The following is an 18,598-nucleotide window of genomic DNA, read 5'->3' as shown; positions in this document are numbered from 1 at the left end:
GCTTAGACGGTGTCGTCATCCATCGGGCGCACCATGCTCTCGATGAAGGCGATCTCTTCATCTGAGATGCCGTACTTCGCGTAGAGGTCCGCATCCGTCCATGCGCGCGAGAAGTCCTGCGTCGGAACGAACGTGTACACCCGCGGCGTCGCGTCCTGCGTCGCCTTGTGCAGCAGCACGAGGAACCTGAAGAAGCGGGTGCGGATGTACGACATGACGTTCCGCGCGACGTCGCTCGTCTCGAAAGGGCCGATGTACATGTAGGTCCACGACGAGATCGAGCCCGGCTCACCGAGAAACGGACGGCCGAGGATCGAGTGCGGGAAGGCGTCGCTGCCGCTACCGGCGCGAGGGACGAAGACCTTCCAGAGGTCGACGACATGCAGCTCTTTGGTCTGGCTCGCTCGAGGGAGGTAGCCGATCCCGCCGTTGCGGTAGACCTTCAGGTCGCCGGAGCCGGTCGGAGACGAGGAGCCCCTGAACGTCGAGTCGAGCCCGAATGCGCCGATCGGGCTCACGAGGCGTACGAACTGCTTCGCGTGCGGCAGCGTGAGGGTGTCCGTGTCGTCGGCGAACTCCACCTCGGCGACCTTGCGCAGGATCGAGACACCCTGGTTGTAGCGCACGAAGACGTCTGTCCCCGGTTCGACGAGGCGCCTGGTCGCAGTGGAGACCTTCTCGCCCTTGTCGTGGGTCGTCACGCGCACAGGGCCGGGCGAATCGCGGTCCCAGAGCCAGTAGGAGATGCCGCCCTTGATCTGGGTGCCAGGGAACACCTCGTTGGAATCGGGGAAGTCCTCGATGACGCGAAGTCGGGCATCCTTCAGCATCGACTGCCGGTAGGTGTCGAGGCCCATGCCGCCGGAAAACCAGCGCGACGGGGTGACGTTGACGATGTAGCGCGGCTCGAGCTTCTTCGCCTGCTCGACGAAGAGGTTGTAGAGCGGCTTCGCCTGCACGCCCGCGCCGCCGGAGCTCCCGGTGCTCAGCTGATACGGCGGATTGCCGATGATGACGTCGAACTGCATATCGGCTCCAAACATGCGCGCGAGCCGCGCCTTGATGTCGGTGGTGTGGATGAACGCGTAGGCGTGGGTCTCGAGGTCGTCCGCCCGGTCGTATGCCGCCTTGGCGGCGCCGCAGTACGCGCACCTGTCGCCGGCCCAGACGTGATCGGTGCGCTCGAACCAGATGTTGCCCCAGTCGCGGTCGAACGAGGTCGCGACGGAGTGCGGACCCCTGGCATCCTTCGAGCAGTAGACGCTCCGCCTCGCCAGCATCGCGGTGAGCCGGGTGATGCCGATGCCGTGGACCTGCTTCGTGAGTATGTGGTCGACACGGGTTGCGAGGTCGGGGATCGCCGTCTCGAGACCCCTGCTCAGCCGCGAGACGATCTCGCGCAGGAAGACGCCCGACTTGGTGAACGGGTCGAGGAACGTCACCGTGGGATCCGCCCAGATGTCCGTGCCGCCGTTCGACTCGGCCCAGGCGAATTCGAGCGTGTCCAGCATCTGGTTCGCCAATTCGGGCGGAGTGAACACCTCGTCGTTGGAGAGGTTGGCGATGCAGGTGAGCACGTCGGGGTTGTGACCACGCAGTGCGAACGGCGCCTTGGTCGCGGGAGCGTCGGTCATGCGGCGATCTCTCGCGCGGTGAGTGGTGGATAGGTGCGGATCGGTCTGAAGACGTCGTGCTCGTCGAGTGCGCCGAAGAGGGTGCCCCGAATCGACGCGCGCTGGGTGAGGTGGTCGTAGCGGAAGTCACGGCGCTGGTACTTGCCGCGACCGAGGTATCCCCACTCAGGGAACGTGATCGGGATGCCCGACGCATCCGTCAGCTGCAGCGCGTCACCCTGCACGATGTTGACGGCGAGCACCGCTGCGGCCGCTCTCGTCCACACGTCATCAGTCGGCGGGTCCTCCGTCGTCGCTCGATCCGGCCCGTCGAGGAAGCGAGAGAAGGTCGCCGACAGATTCGCCCGGCATTCGGCGGCATTGTCGGCGAGCAGCTCGATGCCGTAGACGCACATCAGTGCGAAGAGCGCATAGTGCTTCTTCTCGAAGTCGCTCCCGCCGTGGCGCGCCTGCACGGCGGCGAGCTTTCGTTGGAGCACCGGAACCAGAAAGTTGCCCGATCCGCAGGCGGGCTCGAGGAAGCGGGAGTCGATGCGGTCCGTCTCGGGTCTGACCAGGTCGAGCATGTCGCTGACGAGCCATGCGGGCGTGAAGACCTCGCCGTGGTCGGCGACGCGGCGCTTCGACTTGACGAGCCGTTCCGACGGCGCGGTCTGCGAGGTCATGACAGAAGCGTACAAGTACCCGGACACATTCGCCCTGGTACACGTGACCGGGCATCATGATGCTTGAGCGGTGTCCCGCGTCCCCTCCGCCGCTGCAGCCCACATCGGGCGCCTCATGGTGGAGCGTCGGCTCGCGCTGGGCGAGACGCAGGACGAGGTCGCGGTGAACAGCGGGATCGACTCGTCGAACATCCGTGCCTACGAGAGCGGGCGGGCGATGCCCAACGTGCAGTCGCTGGTGCGGGTCGCCGTGGCCCTCGACCTCGAACCGGGCGAGCTTCTGCGGGGCCTCACCCCCGACCTCTTCGCCGTGAACGACGAGGACGGGCGGCGGCGGCGCCCGCGCTGACGGCCGCAGCCATCACCCGGGCTGGGGTGACCGGTGCGTCGTCGCGTCGCGGGCGACCCGCGACAATGGAGGGATGTCACGAACGGTACGAGGCGCGCGCATCCTGATCACGGGGGCGGCGAGCGGCATGGGCCGGCTCTACGCTGAGCGCGCCGTGCTGGAGGGTGCGAAGTCGGTCATCCTGTGGGACGTCGACAAGACATCCCTCGCAACCCTCGCCGAGGCGCTGCGCACGGTCGCCGATCCCGGAACCGCCGTGTACGAGTACACGGTCGACCTCAGCGAACTCGGTGCCATCGCGCAGACGGCTCATCGCGTGCGCAAGGAAGCCGGCGACCCGGACATCCTGATCAACAACGCCGGCATCGTGCGCGGTTCGCTGTTCTGGCACCACGACAACGGCGACGACACCCGCAAGATCATGCAGGTCAACGCGCTCGCGCCGATGTACGTGACGAGGGAGTTCCTGCCGGCGATGCTGAGGGACGGCTACCGCGCCAAGCGCATCGTCAACGTCGCGTCGGCCGCCGGGCTGCTCTCGAACCCGCGCATGAGCGTGTACACGGCGTCGAAGTGGGCAGTGATCGGGTGGAGCGACTCACTGCGGCTCGAGCTGCAGCGTGAGGACCACACCAACGTCAAGGTCACCACGGTGGCTCCGAGCTATGTCGACACGGGCATGTTCGCAGGCGCTCGCGGACCCCTGCTCACCCCGGTCATGCGGCCGGAGTACGTGGTTGATCGCGTGTGGGATGCCATGCTCGCCGGTCGTCCGCTGCTGATGCTGCCGAAGTCGGTCGCGCTGGCCAAGGCGCTCAAGGGCATCCTGCCGGTCAGGGCATGGGATGTCGTCGCCGGCCCCGTCTTCGGTGTCTACTCCTCCATGGACGACTTCACCGGCCGTCGCTGAGCCCGCTCCGCCCGCGAGCCCTTTCTCGTGGCGTGAGACCTACAGTCCGTGCTTGGCCAGCCAGCCGGTGAGAACGTCGTTGAACTCCTGCGGATGCTCGACGCTCGGCAGGTGCGCCGTGTCGCTGAAGATGTACCCCTCGGCCCCGCGCACAGTGTCGACGAGGAACTGCTGGGCCGCCAGTTCGAATGACAGGTCGAACTCGCCCACTGTCGCGAGGAGTGGCACGTCGAACTCGGCGATCCGCTCGTACGCAGGAGGCTCGAGCGGGATCGAGACAGGCGCCTCGCCGCGGTGCGTGGCGTTGGGTCGGTGCAGCGCGTAGGCGGTCGCGACGAATTCGGGGTCGAGATCCGCCTCGCTGCGCGTCGGGGCGATCGCCCACAACGCGGTCTCGAGCTCGGTGAGACGGGGCCAGTCCTGGTCCTCGTATGCATCGTCGAGGGCGTCGAACCCGGCATCCTCTTCGTCCGTCAGCTCGGTGTCGGGGAACCCGCCGGGATTCGACCCGACGGTGACGATCCCGGCGACGCGGTCGGGCGACTCAAGCGCGAGGTCGATGGCGATGCGCCCGCCGCGCGACGCCCCGACGATGCTCGCGCGCTCCACGCCGAGATGCTCGAGCACGTCGCGTGCGTCGTCGCGGTCGCTGAACCGGACGTCGTCCGTCGAGGTGCGGCCGAACCCGCGGCTGTCGAACCGCACGACGAAGTGGTCGGCGGCGAGGGCGGGCACGAGCGGATCCCACATGCGCAGCGACGCGATGCCGGCATGGATGAGCAGCACGGCCGGAGCGGATGCCCGCCCCTCGGCTTCGTAGTACAGCTCAGCTCCAGGCACGCTCACGTGAGGCATGCCCCGAGCCTACGGCGAGGCCGCTGTCGTCTCTACCGCGTGGCCGCCGCTGTCTCTACCGTGCCCGTCGTCATCCGCACCGTCGGCCGTCGTCATCCCTACCGTCGGCCGTCGCCATCCGTTACGGCCGCCATCGCTCTCGCGCCACTTGCGCGCTATTGCGCCAGTCTGGTTGGCGCAATAGCGCGCACATGGCGCTGTTGCCCGTGGGCGAGGTCAGCCGAAGATCATCGGGCGGTCTTCGTCTTCATCGTCTCCGCGCACCGAGAGGTCGAGGTCGACCAGCACGGGCACATGGTCGCTGGGCGCCTCGCCCTTGCGCTCGTTGCGGTGGATGCTCGCATGCGTCACCAGGTCGGCGAACGGCTGCGACCCGAGGATGAAGTCGATGCGCATGCCCTCGTTGCGCGGGAAGCGCAGCTGCTTGTAGTCCCAGTAGGTGTATCCCTCTGGTTGATAGGGACGCACCACGTCGGCGAGACCGAGGGTCTCGAACTCGGCGAACGCTTCGCGCTCGGGCGCGGAGATATGAGTCGAGAGGCCGGGCAGCACGGTGGGGTCGCCGTTGTCGGCATCCGTCGGCGCGATGTTCCAGTCGCCCATCAGTGCGAGCGGCTGGTCGGGGTTGTCGGCGAGCCAGGTGCGAACATCGGCCGCGAGGGTGGCGAGCCAGTCGAGCTTGTACGCGTAGTGCGGGTCATCCAGCGAGCGGCCGTTGGGCACGTAGAGGCTCCAGAGCCGCAGACCGGCGACGGTGATGCCCATCGCCCGTGCCTCGACGGGAAGGTCGGCGCCCTCCTGGCCCTTCGCGAACCCGGGCATGCCCTCGAACGAGGTGACGAGATCTTCGATGGGCAACCGCGACGCGAAGGCGACGCCGTTCCATTGATTGAGGCCGTGGATGGCCAATTCATAGCCTGCGTCTTCGAAGGCCTCGCGCGGAAACTGCTCCGGCTTGCACTTGATCTCTTGCATCGCGAGCACGTCGACGTCTTCGCGCACGAGCCACTCGACGGTGCGACCCACACGGGCGCGGATGGAGTTGACGTTCCAGGTGGCCACACGCATGCCGCAAATCTATCGGCTGCCACCGACACCGCGTCGCGGGCCGGTGCGCTCGCCGTGCTCGCGCGGGATGACCGGTAGGTGGGGCGACCCGGGGCGCGGCGGGTGCCAGGATCGAAGCATGCCCCAGTCACAGGATGCCCCCACTCGTCGCGTAGACGCCGTCATCCTCGATATCGGCGAGACCGTGCTCGACCGCACGCGGGAGTATGCCGCGTGGGCACGCTTCTTCGGGGTGCCCGCGCACACGTTCTCGGCGGTGTTCGGTGCCATGATCGCCAGGGGCAGCAAGGTCGCCGAGGTTGTGCAGTCGTTCGCACCCGACACGCCATACGCCGACCTGCTCGAGGCTCGCCGGGTGGCCGGCCTCGAGGTCGGCATCGAGGAAGCCGACCTCTACCCAGACGTTCGAAGCGCGATGGCCGAGCTCGCGGCATCCGGAATCGTGGTCGGCATCGCGGGCAACCAGCCGGCGCGCACCAGCGAACGGCTGCAGGCACTCGACCTCGGCGCGGCCTTCATCGCGTCGTCGACCGACTGGGGCGTGGCCAAGCCATCGGCCGAGTTCTTCGTTCGCGCGGCGACAGAGGCCGGCTCGTCACCGGAGCGCACCGTCTACGTCGGCGATCAGATTCGCAACGACGTGCTGGCACCTCGCGCGGCGGGCCTCGAGACCATCCGCATCCGCCGCGGCCCATGGGGCTTCATAGAGCGCGACGACGAGGCGGAGAAAGGATGCCTGGCCGTCGTCGACTCGCTGAACGAGCTTGCGGGCATCCTGGTCCGCTGACCATGTTCCCCTGACCCATGTGCCGCCACCTTTCCCGACCGGGCTGCTGACTCGGGTCGTGCGCAGCGCTGCGCCGGACCGGACTCCGTCGCCGCATGCATGGCGGAGGCATAGACTCCGGCTAGGAAACATAAGGGCTGCACGACGAAGGTGGGCTCGACGCGTCTCCCGGTGCACTGCCGGTGGACGCCAGGAGGATCCAATGCACGGAACATCGCTCGCGCTTCCCGCGCGCCAGACCAAGCCGCGAGCACGCGGTCGAACGATGATGATCGACGGCGGCATCCCTACCGCCCAGTTCATCGACATCATCGAGAGCCACCGCGACCTCGTCGACGTCGTCAAGTTCGGCTGGGGCACCGCGCTCGTCACGGCGCAGCTGCAGAAGAAGATCGACGCGGTTCACGCGAACGACGTCGACTTCTACTTCGGCGGAACCCTGTTCGAGAAGTACGTGTCGCAGGACCAGTTCGACGAGTGGCGTGCCTTCGTCGACGGCTTCGGCGCGCGAACCGTCGAGATCTCCAACGGCACGATCGCGCTGTCGAACAGTCGCAAGGCCGACTACATCGCCCGTGTCGCCGGCGACTACAAGATCTACAGCGAGGTCGGCTACAAGGAGTCGGAGCGCTCGGAGACCATGCGGCCCGAGCTCTGGGTCCGCTACATCAACGAAGACCTCGCCGCCGGCGCAGACACCGTGATCACCGAGGCCCGCGAGAGCGGCAAAAGCGGCATCGCAAGAGCGAACGGCGAGGTGCGATACGGGCTGATCGAGGAGATCCTCGAGTCGGGCATCGACGTGAACCGCATCATGTTCGAGTCACCGACGAAGGACCTTCAGACCTACTTCGTGCGCCGGGTCGGGTCCGACGTGAACCTCGGCAACATCGCCCACTCCGACCTCGTGCCGCTCGAGACGCTCCGGCTCGGCCTGCGCAGCGACACGCTGCTCGCACTCGACGCCGCCATCGATCCCGACCTCGTATCCGCCGACGGGCCGACCGCCCCCGAACTCCAAGGAGAAGACACCAATGCGTGAACCTCGCGACGCTTTCCACCTCGCCATCCCCGCTCGTGACCTCGACGAGGCATACGACTTCTACGTGAAGGGACTCGGCTGCAAGCTCGCGAGGCGCTACGACGACCGCATCACCCTCGACTTCTTCGGCGACCAGGTGGTGTGCCACCTCTCGGAGAACTACGACCTCAACCCGAGCATGTATCCGCGGCACTTCGGCGTCACGTTCCGTGAGGCGGATGACTGGCGCAGGCTCGTCGCCCTCGCGCGCACGCGCGAGCTGGAGTTCTTCGAGGAGCCCTTCCACCGCTTCGAGGGCCGCGTCGAAGAGCACGAGTCGTTCATGCTGAAGGACCCGTCGGGCAACCTGCTGGAGTTCAAGTACTACGCGGATCCCCGCATGATGTACTGACTCGCGGTCCGGCGCGCCCTACCAGCCGCCGCCCCCGCCGCCTCCACCGCCGCCCCCGGAGAAGCCGCCGCCGCCCGAGCCGCCGAACGAGCTCGAGCTTCCGCTGCTCGACGATGGCGTGGTGGCGAAGCTCGAGCTGGAGACCGCTGTCGACAGGTAGGCGAGGCCGATGAACGGCGCCGACCCGTCGTACCAGCCGGGCGACTGCTCGCCGGTGGTGGCGTAGCGGTCCTGCAGCACCTTCACCCACTGCTCGGAGACGCCGAGCACCATCGCGTACGGCAGCACCTTCTCGTAGAGCTTGACCACCGCTGTCGAGTCCTGAACGTCGATGCGCTCGGCGGTCTGGGGCGACTGCAGGAACTTCAGGCGGTCGGCCTCCGCGAGCTCGATGTACACGCGCAGGCCCTTGAGGTGATCTCGCACCTCCGCTCCCTGGTCGGTGACGCGGGCGCGGGGCGCCATCAGGAACAGGAGCACGAATGTCCCGATCGCCACCGCGAGATCCGGCACGACCACCCACCACACGCCTGCCTTGTTCATCGCGGCGAGGATGAGATGCCCGATCGACACCACGATGAGCAGGAACGCGAGCGGGAACATCCATCGGTTCGCCCGCACCTTCGGCTTGGCGCGCAGTCCGAGCTCCGTGACGCGAGCGGGAGCGGATGACCGCTGTGCGGCTATCGCGTCGCCCAGAGTCCGATCGGTCTGATCAAGCACCCGGTTGTGGCCGACTGCGGGCTTCGGGAACAGAGCGCCGAGAAGCTTCTTCTCGGACGTGTCGAGCCCGGACCACTCCGTGTTCTGAAGTGTGACCGAGTATCGGGAGCTGGCAGGGGCATCCTGCTTCTCCGAGATGGTGATGTACTTGCGCACCGCGAGCCCGACGAGCTCCGCGGAGAACGCGGTGCTGCCCCTGCGCAAGAAGTCTGCGGCGAGCATCGGCCAGACGCCTGGCGGGGCGTCGTACTCGGCCACGATGATGCCGCGACCCTTGGCATCCCGATACGGTCCGGTGCGCAGATAGATGACCCAGGCCAGCAGCCCGAGCAGGGGGAGGAAGAGCAGCCACGGGATGACCGTCCACTGCCACGCCTGGCTCGCATGCTGCGGCTCCGCGAAGGCGCTGTTGTCGAACCCGATGGCGACGGTCAGGGAGTAGTACGGGTTGAGCTGCTGTACCGAGGAGACGATGGTGTCGCCGTCGCGGCTGATGGTGCACGGCTGCGCAGACGCGGACGGCTCCGACGCCGATGGATAGCACGCCATCTGCCCGGTCAGATCGCTCGAGATGGCGTCGTGCAGACGGATGCGCGCCGAGGTGTCGCCGATCGACGTGTCCCATCCGGTTCCGTTGATGTCCCAGTAGAGCTCGGCGTCACCGGTGTCGGAGAAGTGCCGCACCACGTTGTCGAGGGTGTAGTGCAGCACGTAGGTCTTCGCGCCGTGCACGTAGGTGTTCTTGTCGCCGATGCGCAGCACGAGCATGTCGTCGCCGTAACCGGCATCGCTGGAATCGACCGTTGCGTACGGCTGAGCGACACCCGCACCGTCGGTGATGCTCGTCACGTGGGGGTGCAGCGCGATGTCGTCGTTGTACGTCGGGATGGCCCGCTCGATGCCGTGGTTCACATCGGCGTCGGGGAACCGCACGCTGATCGTCTCGGTGACCTTCATGCTCGACGCCTTGTTCGAGTCGCGGTACAGGTCGTAGACACCGTCGAAGCGATCGATGGTGAGGGATGTCACCGGGTCATCTGCGAAGACGCTCACGGCGGGCCATGTCGTTGTCGATGTCGGGGCGTGAGCCTGCGCCATCGCGGGGGCTGAGCCGGCAGCGCCGAGGGCGGCGACGGCGAGAAGCAGAGCGGCGGATGCGTGGCGAAGGCGCATGAGCCCAGGCTAGCCGGGGTGATCTCCTGCACTCGCGACAGAGGAAGTGGACAGAACGGGTCAGTAGTCTTGTTGCTTGTGACCGACACGCGCCAGCAGCTCATCGACTACATCAAGGCCGACGCCGTCTTCCACGGTGACTTCACCCTCACCAGCGGCAAGAAGGCCTCCTTCTACGTCGACCTGCGCAAGGTGAGCCTCGACCACAGGGTCGCTCCCCTGATCGGACAGATCATGCTCGACCTCATCGTCGATATCCCCGACGTGGACGCCGTCGGCGGGATGACCATGGGCGCCGACCCCATCGCGGCGGCCGTGCTGCACCAGGGTGCCGCCCGCGGGCTCGCCTATGACGCCTTCGTCGTGCGCAAGGAGCCGAAGGACCACGGCCGTGGAAAGCAGGTCGAGGGTCCCGAGCTGGCCGGAAAGCGCGTGATCGTGCTCGAAGACACCTCGACGACGGGCGGGTCTCCGCTGAAGGCGGTCGAGGCGCTGAAGAAGGTCGGCGCCGAGATCGCGGCCGTCGCCGTTGTCGTCGATCGCAACACGGGAGCGCGTGAGGTCATCGAAGAGGCCGGCTACCCGTACTACGCGGCCATCGGACTGGAAGACCTGGGCCTGGCGTAGTGACAGCGGGCTTCGGCAACGGAAACGACGGATCCGACGACGACATCTCCTCGTTGTTCGGGGGCCTCGACGACGATTCCGACGCGGATGACGCTGCCGCACGCCCCCCCAGGCGCGGTGAGCATCCTCCCGTAGTCGAGTCGGGGGATGACGCCCCGGCGACCCCCGCGGACGATGCGACTCCGGCCGACCCCGTCGTGCCTTCGCGCGCCGCCCCTGCGGTGCCGCCCGCTCCTGCGGTGCCGCCCACCCCGGCCGTGGCGCCCACCACGGCGGTGCCGCCGCCGACGCCTGCTGCTCCGGTCACCCCGCCGCCCACCGTTCCTTTCACGCCGCCCGCTGCGGAACCGACCTTCGACATCCCCGAACTGCACATGCCCGTGCGGCCCCGGCCCGAGCCGGAGCCGCGTGGCCCGTCGACGTCGATTCCCGGTGAGACCGGCCGAGCGTTCTTCTGGGGTCTGACGCCGAACGACGAGCCGGATCCGCTCGTACACGGGGCCAAGGAGCACGACGAGCAGGCTGAGCCTGCGGCGACGAACCCGCCGAGGACGCGTGGTCTGGTGCCGCCGACCGTTCCACTCGCGCCTTATGTGCCGGTCGCCTTCAAGGAGACCGCTGTGGAGACGCCGCCCGCGGCGCCTGAGCCGGTGGCACCAGAACCCGCGGCTCCCGCCGAGCCGGCGCCGCCAGTCGTCCCGTCGGCGACGCCGGTGGTCTCAACGCCGACTCCGGCCGAACCGAATCCGCCCGCACCAGCGGAGCCGAACCCTGCCTCACCGGTCGAACCGAACCCGGTATCACCGGTCGAGCCCGGTCCGACGACGGCGGCACCGTCGTCACCGCACGAGCCGCCCGTGAACCAGCCGCTGCCCACGGTGTCGCTGCCGTGGCTGCAGCCCGCCGATCCGTCGCTGCCCGACCCGGTCGACGCTGAACCGCCCACCTTCGAGCCTCCGCGGCCGACCGACGTGACGGATCCGGTCGGGTACCGATTCCCGTGGGAGATGCCGAGCCAGTCCCGGCCCGTGCCGGAACTCGAACCGGAGCCCGAGCCTGAGCCTGAGACCCGCCAGGAGCCGGACGCTCGACAGGAGCCGGAGCAGGATTCGCAGACGACGATGTTCCCGTCGCCGGCGTCTGCTGCGTTCATTCCGCCGGCGCCACCAGCCCCGGCCGAATCCGCGATCCCGCCGATCGTGGAGCCTCCCGCGGAACCCGTTCTTCCGGCGGAATCCGCCCTTCCCTTCGCGCCTGTCGTTCCTGCCGTGCCCGTCGTTCCTCCCGAACCCGTCGTCCCGGTCGAACCGCCGCCTCCGCCCTCGTCGTGGTCGCTCTTCGGCGATGTCGCCGACCATCAGGCATTGTCCGAGCCGACGCCGGTCGTGGACGACGCGGCAGCACATCCCACGTCCAACCCGAGCGAGCTCCCGCCCGGCTCGCCCATCGAAGGCGCGGCAACGCCCGACGGGCAAGCGGTCTCGAACGGCGAACCCGCCTCGTCCGACGCACCACCAGCAGCGGCCGACCAGACGGCGCCACTGATCGACGAGCGGCCGCAGTCCGACATCTTCGCAGCATTCGCCGCCATGTCCGCTGCGACGAACGTGCCGGGCACCTCGGCGGGCGAAGCGGCAGCATTCGACTTTCCTCAGGATGACGACGACGCCGAGCCGGATGCCGCAGTCGACGACGGATCGGACGCCGCCTCCGCCGGCGCTGCGACCGCCGCCGCCGCCGTGGGATCCGGCTCGGCGGTAGGCGCCGGCACCGCGTACCGACGTCGGGCGGGCGGACGCCGTGCCGCGCGTGAGGCGCAGTCGCAGTCAGCCGCTCCGGGTATCCGGGGTACCACTGGCTCCGGCGGGTCGGGATCCGGAGGCTCTGGCGGCCCCGGGGGAAGCGACATCGACGAGGGCGGCCCCTCCCCCCGAGCGCAACGGATCATGCTGATCGTCGCGGGAGCGATCCTGCTCGTTCTCCTGATCATCGCGATGTTCATCGTGGGGCGCGCCGTGTCGAGTCCGGCTCCCTCTCCGACCCCCACCCCTTCGGCGACGACCGCCAAGCCGACTCCCACCCCGACGCCGACTCCCACCCCGACCGTCGCGGCGACGGGCCCAGTGGCGCCTGGCGAGCATCCTTGGGATGCCCTGCGTGGCGGCGAATGCCTGCAGCCGTTCACCACGCCGTGGGCCAACACCTTCACCGTCGTCGACTGCGCCACCCCGCACGCGGCCCAGATGGTCTATACCGGGGTGTTCTCCACCGATCCCAAGGCGGCGTTCCCCGGCGCCGATCAGCTCGCGTCGCAGATCAACGTGCTGTGCTCGAGGCCGGGCATCCTGAACCTCGACGCGGCCGCTCAGTACACCGACGCGCAGATCCAGGGCGCCTATCCCGTCACCGCCGAGCAGTGGAACGCCGGGCAGCGCTCCTACTACTGCTTCGTGAACCTCTCATCTGGCCAACCGATCACGGGCAGCCTTGCCGGGCCAGGTCCGCAGCAGTAGCGACTCGTCGCGCGATGAGGCGGCACGCTCGCGCAGGCGGCGTACGCAGATCACCGCGAGCACTCCGAGGGTGATGAGCACGATCACGACCTGTTCGACGACCGCCGCCGGGCCGGTGGGGATCGCGTGAAGCAGGATGCCGACACCGCAGTACGTCAGGATCGCGCCTGAGGCGAAGCCGAGGGCATCCGGCCGGGCGCGGAATGCGAACAGGATGCCCGCGCCGAGCACCACGATCATCGCGGCGACCGTGACCCACGGCGACAGCGTTTGCAGCAGGTCGAATGCCAGCTGGAACGCGGCGCTCAGTACGAGTCCGGCGACGAGTGAGACCACGAAGCCCGCGCGCGGGCGCTGCTGCTCGGTCGACGCGCGCCCTCGAAGAACCGTGAAGGTCAGGATGACGAGCGCGAGTGCGACCAGCGCGCTGACCCCCAGCTGCCATCCGCTCGCCATGAACCCGCCTGACCACCACGACACGACGAAGATGGCGGCCCCGCCGAGCACGTAGAGCACCGCGGGAACGGCGAGCCAACCGGCGTGGCGCACCCAGGGCTGCTCTCCGAATGCGCCCTCCATCACGGCGATCGGCGATCCGATGCTCCACACGACGTGCAGCGTGAGCACGAGGATCAACCACGGTCCGCCCGTGCCAAGCAACGGGATGTATCCGTACGCGAGCAGATGTTGCCCCACGTAGTCCGGGTTGAACAGCGACTGCGTCGCGATGCCCTCCTCGAGCACCCCGAAGGCGAGGGCGAGCGTCAGGATGCCCGGCCATCCGACTCCGGCCCGCCTGCCGAGCTCGCGGATCAGCACCGCTGCCGAGCCGTAGAACGCGGTGAACAGGATCAGCTGGGGGATCTGCTGCGAGGCGGGCGCCATGCCGCCGAGGTATTGATCACCGAGCAGGAACTCGGCAGTGACGGCGGATGCGACCGCCAGCGACAGTGTGCGCAGGAACGTCTTCATGCGGCCAGGTTGACGCAGGCGAGCCCGCCGACCATGCGGCATCCGTCACGAACGCGTCACGGCATCCGTAACGCGCACCCCGTGACATTCGTCACTGCGTGCCGTGTGGCTAAAAGGAGTCGGACTCCACGGGGTCGGACGAGACCAGTTGGTACACGCCGTCGAGAACCTCGTCGGGCCTGAAGGGGTACTTCTCGATCTCGGCCTTGTCGCTGATGCCGGTCAGCACGAGCACGGTGTGGAGCCCGGCTTCGATTCCGGCGACGATGTCGGTGTCCATGCGGTCGCCGATCATCCCGGTGTTCTCGGAGTGGGCGCCGATCTTGTTCATCGCCGAGCGGAACATCATCGGGTTGGGCTTGCCGACCACGTAGGGCTCGCGACCGGTCGCCCTCGTGATGAGCGCGGCGATCGCGCCGGTGGCGGGGAGCGGCCCGTCGGCGCTCGGTCCTGTGGCATCCGGATTCGTCACGATGAAGCGCGCGCCGCCCACGATCAGGCGGATTGCCTTGGTGATCGCCTCGAACGAGTAGTTGCGGGTCTCGCCGACCACGACGTAGTCGGGGTTGGTCTCGGTGAGGATGAACCCCGCTTCGTGCAGCGCCGTCGTGATGCCGGCCTCACCGATGACGAACGCGCTGCCGCCGGGGATCTGCGACTTGCAGAACGACGCGGTCGCGAGGGCGGATGTCCAGATCGACTCCTCGGGCACGTCGAGTCCGGAGGCGCGCAACCGGGCCGCGAGATCGCGCGGGGTGAAGATCGAGTTGTTGGTGAGAACCAGAAACGGGGTGCCGGTGTCTCGCCACTGGTCGATGAGCTGTGCTGCGCCGGGCAGCGCCTCGTTCTCGTGGACGAGCACGCCGTCCATGTCGGTGAGCCAGCACTCGATCTCGTCGCGGTTCGCCATGTTCGCCCTTCGTCGTGTCGTCCCAGGGTAACGGCGCGGAGGATCGGTCAGGTTTCGGGGCGATTGATGACCGCTGAGCGTTCGCGCCGCGACGTTCTCGGCCGCCGCGGCTGTTCCTCCCCACTCTGCTGATCCGAACGTTGTTCACGTGCTACCGCGACCGCAGGCTGACGTGGACCGGCGGCGCCCTAGCCTGGCGAAACACCGCATGGGATGCTGAGGAGGTGATGACACTGAACGACGCACAGACCTGGACCATCATCGGGGTGCTGGTCGCGGGATTCGCAGCGTTCCTGACAGTGATCATGACGATGTTGAACCGCACGCTCGCCGCCGAGCTGCGAGCGATCCGGTTCGAGATCGCGGCGGTCACGACCAGGGTCGACGGAATGGGCGCCGAGATCAGTTCACTGCGAACCGAGATGGCAAGGCGACTCGACCTTCTCGACGCCGAGGTGGCCAACCTCGCAAGGAAGGTTTTCGGCCAGCACTAGGCCGTGCCGCCGAGCCGTGGCTCGCAGGATGACGGCGGGCGCTCCCTTGCGACGTGTCTAGGCTGAACCCCGTGCCGCACGCCGAACCCGCTCCCGATCCGGCTTCCACTCCGGAGCAGTCGACCGAGCAGTCGACGCACGGTGTCGGGCCCTGGCCCGGCGGACCTCACGCGTGGCCGAGCGACGACCGCTACGACCCCGAGCTGCTGGCGAACGGCGATACCCGCAACGTCGTCGACGGGTTCAGGTATTGGCGCATGGAGGCGATCGTCGCGGAGCTGGATGCCCACAGGCATCCCTTCCATGTCGCCATCGAGAACTGGCAGCACGATATGAACATCGGGTCGATCGTGCGAAGCGCCAACGCGTTCCTCGCCGAGGCGGTGCACATCGTGGGGCGTCGCCGCTGGAACAAGCGCGGCGCCATGGTCACCGACCGCTACCAGCACGTGGTGCATCACGACACGGTGGCAGAGCTCGTCGCGTGGGCCCGCGATGAACGGATGCCCATCATCGCCGTCGACAACGTCCCGGGCAGCGTGCTGATCGAGACCTTCTCCCTGCCGGAGCGTTGCGTCCTGCTGTTCGGACAGGAGGGCCCGGGTCTCTCTGAGGAAGCGATCGCGGCGGCGGATGCCGTGGTCGAGATCGCCCAGTTCGGCTCGACCCGGTCGATCAACGCGTCGGCCGCGGCCGCGATTGCGATGCACGCCTGGATCGTGCAGCACGCGGGCGTCGCGGGTGGCGAGTGAGCCCACCACCACCAAGTGGTCGCCACTTGTGGTGGATTCGTGGGTGGCCATCCCGCAACAACTGGCGACGACTTGCGAGTGCGCCGGGCGGAGGGACGGAGAAATAGACGAGCGGATGGGGTGCGGTGTAGCGTGCTCACGTGATCATCGGAGCCGTCATCGTGGGAATCCTGTCGGTCGCGATCGTGGTGTTGATCCCGTTGTGCGCATCCGGGCGCATTCCCCGTAACCCGTACATCGGCATCCGCATGCCGGCGTTCTTCGTCTCGGACGAGACCTGGAAGGCGGGTCATCGTGCCGCTGTGCTGCCCTGCATCTGCGGGGCCGTCGTCGGCATCATCGGGAGCGTTCTCGTCATCGCGGTGCCGACGTTGGCGAACGTCTGGTTCGCCGTGGCCGCGGGCGGGGTGCTGGTCGGCGTGATCATCGGCGCCGTCGTCGGCATCCGCGCGGCGGAGAGCGTCTCGTCGTAACCGAGGCCGATACTCCGCTGTCGGTTACTCCGTCGCGGGAGCCTCGGTTGCGACAGGCGGCGGAACGGGTGCGCCGAACGCCTCGGCGATGCGCTGGATGCCCGCGGCATCCAGCTCGAACACCAGCTCGCCGTCTCGCTCGCTCGGCGCCGACACGATCGACACCTTCGGCGCGCCAGAGGCCGGCAGATCGATCAGCGCGAACCCCGCGCCGATCGTTGCCCGTTCCATGTCGGATGGCGCTGTGACATCCGACGTGTTGGTGACGCCCGGCGCCACAACGACCGGGATGCCCCGCTCGAGCGTCACGAGCGAGTGGTGGTAGTGCCCGCTGAGCACGATCCGCGCATCGGATCCCTCCAGCACGTTCAGCAGCGCGTGCGGGTCGTCCAGCTCGAGCAGGCGCAGCAGCGGAGTCACGGCACGGGTCGGCGGGTGGTGAAGCACCACGACCGTGCCGAGCTCTGCCGGCTCGGCGAGCACCTCGGCCAGCCACGCCAGCTGTTCCGCTGAGATCGAGCCGTATGCCGCGCCAGGCACCGACGAGTCGAGGGTGACGATGCGGTAGCCGCCGAGTTCGAGCACGCGTCGACGCTCGCCGAGCACCTCGCCGAAGGCATCCGGCAGATCGTGATTGCCCATCGCGTAGACCACCTCGGCGCCGCGCTCGGCGGCCCACGGTGCGATCCGATCGCGGAGTCGCAGGTAGGACTCAGCGGTGCCGTCGTCACTGAGGTCGCCCGACAGCACGACGAGGTCGATCCCCTCGATCTCGGATGCCTGCGCGAGCACCCGGTCGAATGCCGCCGTGGTGTCGACGATGCCGTAGTGCAGCGTTCCGTCGCCGTAGAGGTGCGTGTCGCTGATGTGCAGAATGCGGAGCGCGCCGCTCCGGTCATGGGATGCCGTCACGCGGGCCACGATATCGGCGACTGAGCTCAGAGGAAACCGAGCCCGAACCCCGCGCCCGCTTCGAGACCCCGTTTCACAGTCACAAGATGCGAATTGCCGGGCGAACGTGCGCGTTTTTTGACTGTGAAACGGGTCTTGGGCGGGTGGGTGGTGGGTGCACCAGCTAGCGGTGGCCGCCCAGTACGTGCTCGAAGACCGTGCGGGGGCCGGCGAGGCCGCCGCCGTCCACAGGGAGGGTGACGCCGGTGATCCACGATGCGTCATCGGATGCCAGGAACGCGATCGCGGAAGCGATGTCGGCCGGCTCCCCGATCCGGCCGAGCGGATACAGCACCGCAAGACGATCCGGGTCGTCCTGCCAATCCCAGGTGCGGGTGCGCACGGTGCCGGGCGCGACCACGTTCGCACGCACGCCGTAGGGCCCGAGCGAGACGGCGAGGTTCTTGGCCAGGAGTGTCAGGCCGGCCTTCGCAGCGCTGTACGCAGGCTCACCCCACGCGGCGATGCCGTTCACCGAGCTCACGATCACGATCGAACCGCGACTCTCGACGAGCGCGGCTCTGCAGGCACGGATGACCCGCACCGGCCCCTGCAGATTCCAGTTGACGATGTCGTCCCAGTGCCCGTCATCGAGGTCGTCCTCGGTGACGTGCTCACCGCCGGCCACGCACGCCAGCGCGTCGATGCGGCCGAAGCGCTCCAGGGCGCCGCCGACCGCGGAATCCACGGAGGACGTATCGAGCACATCGCACGCGAAGACTGCCGCACGCGCATCAGGCGCTTCGACGTCGACTCCTCGCTCCGCGAGCCGCCGAGTCGCGGTCTCGGGCTCGAGGTCGAGGATGGCCACCCGCGCACCCTCGTCGAGCAGTCGCTCGACCGTCGCCCAGCCGATCCCGTTGGCACCACCGCACACGACGGCCACTCTGTCGTCGAATCTCATGCGCACACGCTAGCGCGGGCATCCGCCATCGCGACCGCCGGAAGCCGTTTCGTGTGCAGAAAACGCTGTTCCGCTCGGCGCGAAGAGCGTTTTCTGCATACGAAACGATGGAGCTGGCGGCTGAAGTCGGTGGGAGGCGATGGATGCAGGAGTGGGATGCACGGTGTCGCCGGCCCAGCGAGTCATCCGCGGGAGCTGGTTGGGGTGGCAGGTGTCGGGCGTCGGGTGGCAGGTGGCAGGTGGCTGGCGGCAGGTGGCCGGTGGCCGGTGGCCGGTGGCCGGCGGTCGGCGGCGGGTGGCGGGAGTCCTGGGGTGCGGTGTCGTGCGGTGCGCGGACGACGCTCGCCTGCTGATGCGGCGACACGGGAGGGGGCCCGGCGATAGCCTGGGCGGCGGAATCGGGTG

General features: G+C 68.2%; 19 protein-coding genes. 10 read left to right on the top strand and 9 right to left on the bottom strand.

What is annotated here, in order from left to right:
• Nucleotides 1-2: 2 nt before the first annotated feature.
• The gene (locus ACYVDN_RS12365; protein WP_460571863.1) at nt 3-1,634 is read right to left on the bottom strand and encodes an Eco57I restriction-modification methylase domain-containing protein; all 1,632 of its coding nucleotides are present in this window, start codon (nt 1,632-1,634) and stop codon (nt 3-5) included.
• A complete protein-coding gene (locus tag ACYVDN_RS12360; protein WP_460571861.1) occupies nt 1,631-2,299 on the bottom strand; it encodes a DNA methyltransferase family protein in 669 nt (222 codons plus the stop codon). The genes ACYVDN_RS12365 and ACYVDN_RS12360 overlap by 4 nt, the downstream gene beginning before the upstream one ends.
• 70 nt (nt 2,300-2,369) lie before the next feature.
• Between ACYVDN_RS12360 and ACYVDN_RS12355 the strand changes: the two genes are divergently transcribed.
• Nucleotides 2,370-2,648 (top strand): helix-turn-helix domain-containing protein, encoded by a 279-nt coding sequence (locus ACYVDN_RS12355; protein ID WP_460571859.1) that lies wholly within the window; start codon nt 2,370-2,372, stop codon nt 2,646-2,648.
• A 73-nt stretch (nt 2,649-2,721) separates the two neighbouring features.
• Entirely contained in the window at nt 2,722-3,558 is an 837-nt protein-coding gene (locus ACYVDN_RS12350; RefSeq protein WP_460571857.1) for an SDR family oxidoreductase, read from the top strand.
• A 39-nt stretch (nt 3,559-3,597) separates the two neighbouring features.
• Here the strand turns inward: ACYVDN_RS12350 and ACYVDN_RS12345 are convergent, their stop codons facing one another.
• Both ACYVDN_RS12345 and ACYVDN_RS12340 read right to left on the bottom strand, forming a co-directional pair.
• Complete coding sequence (locus tag ACYVDN_RS12345; RefSeq protein WP_460571855.1) at nt 3,598-4,413, bottom strand: alpha/beta fold hydrolase; 816 nt, start codon at nt 4,411-4,413, stop codon at nt 3,598-3,600.
• Nucleotides 4,414-4,629: 216 nt separating this feature from the next.
• Complete coding sequence (locus tag ACYVDN_RS12340) at nt 4,630-5,481, bottom strand: exodeoxyribonuclease III (protein WP_460571853.1); 852 nt, start codon at nt 5,479-5,481, stop codon at nt 4,630-4,632.
• Between the two features lie 118 nt (nt 5,482-5,599).
• On the opposite strand from ACYVDN_RS12340, the gene ACYVDN_RS12335 reads away from it, so the two are divergent.
• The 3 genes from ACYVDN_RS12335 to ACYVDN_RS12325 all read left to right on the top strand — a co-directional run bounded on the left by ACYVDN_RS12335 (nt 5,600) and on the right by ACYVDN_RS12325 (nt 7,701).
• Nucleotides 5,600-6,268: an HAD family hydrolase gene (locus ACYVDN_RS12335; RefSeq protein WP_460571851.1), complete on the top strand. Its 669-nt coding sequence runs from the start codon at nt 5,600-5,602 to the stop codon at nt 6,266-6,268.
• 202 nt (nt 6,269-6,470) lie between these two features.
• A complete protein-coding gene (locus ACYVDN_RS12330; protein ID WP_460571849.1) occupies nt 6,471-7,310 on the top strand; it encodes a phosphosulfolactate synthase in 840 nt (279 codons plus the stop codon).
• Nucleotides 7,303-7,701 carry a VOC family protein gene (locus ACYVDN_RS12325; protein WP_460571847.1) on the top strand — a complete coding sequence of 133 codons (399 nt, stop codon included), beginning with the start codon at nt 7,303-7,305 and terminating at the stop codon, nt 7,699-7,701. Before ACYVDN_RS12330 ends, ACYVDN_RS12325 begins: the two co-directional genes overlap by 8 nt.
• Nucleotides 7,702-7,719: 18 nt before the next feature.
• Here ACYVDN_RS12325 and ACYVDN_RS12320 read toward each other — a convergent pair whose 3' ends face one another.
• Nucleotides 7,720-9,597: a DUF2207 domain-containing protein gene (locus ACYVDN_RS12320; RefSeq protein ID WP_460571845.1), complete on the bottom strand. Its 1,878-nt coding sequence runs from the start codon at nt 9,595-9,597 to the stop codon at nt 7,720-7,722.
• 78 nt (nt 9,598-9,675) lie between these two features.
• Here ACYVDN_RS12320 and pyrE point away from each other — a divergent pair, with 78 nt between their 5' ends.
• A complete protein-coding gene (pyrE, locus tag ACYVDN_RS12315; protein ID WP_460571843.1) occupies nt 9,676-10,224 on the top strand; it encodes an orotate phosphoribosyltransferase in 549 nt (182 codons plus the stop codon).
• Complete coding sequence (locus ACYVDN_RS12310; protein ID WP_460571841.1) at nt 10,224-12,737, top strand: septum formation family protein; 2,514 nt, start codon at nt 10,224-10,226, stop codon at nt 12,735-12,737. The genes pyrE and ACYVDN_RS12310 overlap by 1 nt, the downstream gene beginning before the upstream one ends.
• Here the strand turns inward: ACYVDN_RS12310 and ACYVDN_RS12305 are convergent.
• Both ACYVDN_RS12305 and ACYVDN_RS12300 read right to left on the bottom strand, forming a co-directional pair.
• A complete protein-coding gene (locus tag ACYVDN_RS12305; RefSeq protein WP_460571839.1) occupies nt 12,684-13,709 on the bottom strand; it encodes a hypothetical protein in 1,026 nt (341 codons plus the stop codon). The genes ACYVDN_RS12310 and ACYVDN_RS12305 overlap by 54 nt on opposite strands.
• Before the next feature lie 109 nt (nt 13,710-13,818).
• Nucleotides 13,819-14,619, bottom strand: coding sequence for an HAD-IIA family hydrolase (locus tag ACYVDN_RS12300; RefSeq protein ID WP_460571837.1), 801 nt, complete (start codon nt 14,617-14,619; stop codon nt 13,819-13,821).
• A 227-nt stretch (nt 14,620-14,846) separates the two neighbouring features.
• Between ACYVDN_RS12300 and ACYVDN_RS12295 the strand changes: the two genes are divergently transcribed.
• The 3 genes from ACYVDN_RS12295 to ACYVDN_RS12285 all read left to right on the top strand — a co-directional run bounded on the left by ACYVDN_RS12295 (nt 14,847) and on the right by ACYVDN_RS12285 (nt 16,338).
• Nucleotides 14,847-15,113 (top strand): hypothetical protein, encoded by a 267-nt coding sequence (locus tag ACYVDN_RS12295; RefSeq protein WP_460571835.1) that lies wholly within the window; start codon nt 14,847-14,849, stop codon nt 15,111-15,113.
• A gap of 71 nt (nt 15,114-15,184) precedes the next feature.
• The gene (locus ACYVDN_RS12290; protein ID WP_460571833.1) at nt 15,185-15,865 is read left to right on the top strand and encodes an RNA methyltransferase; all 681 of its coding nucleotides are present in this window, start codon (nt 15,185-15,187) and stop codon (nt 15,863-15,865) included.
• A gap of 140 nt (nt 15,866-16,005) precedes the next feature.
• Entirely contained in the window at nt 16,006-16,338 is a 333-nt protein-coding gene (locus ACYVDN_RS12285) for an SdpI family protein (protein WP_460571831.1), read from the top strand.
• Nucleotides 16,339-16,362: 24 nt separating this feature from the next.
• Here the strand turns inward: ACYVDN_RS12285 and ACYVDN_RS12280 are convergent, their stop codons facing one another.
• Together ACYVDN_RS12280 and ACYVDN_RS12275 are read right to left on the bottom strand one after the other, a co-directional pair.
• Nucleotides 16,363-17,250 (bottom strand): metallophosphoesterase family protein, encoded by an 888-nt coding sequence (locus ACYVDN_RS12280; protein ID WP_460571829.1) that lies wholly within the window; start codon nt 17,248-17,250, stop codon nt 16,363-16,365.
• A 163-nt stretch (nt 17,251-17,413) separates the two neighbouring features.
• A complete protein-coding gene (locus ACYVDN_RS12275; RefSeq protein WP_460571827.1) occupies nt 17,414-18,193 on the bottom strand; it encodes an SDR family NAD(P)-dependent oxidoreductase in 780 nt (259 codons plus the stop codon).
• Nucleotides 18,194-18,598: the final 405 nt, after the last annotated feature.

The sequence above is a fragment of the Humibacter soli genome (assembly GCF_054779035.1).
The sequence above is the reverse complement of the archived record's forward strand: the minus strand, read 5'-3'. Positions and strand labels throughout refer to the sequence as shown.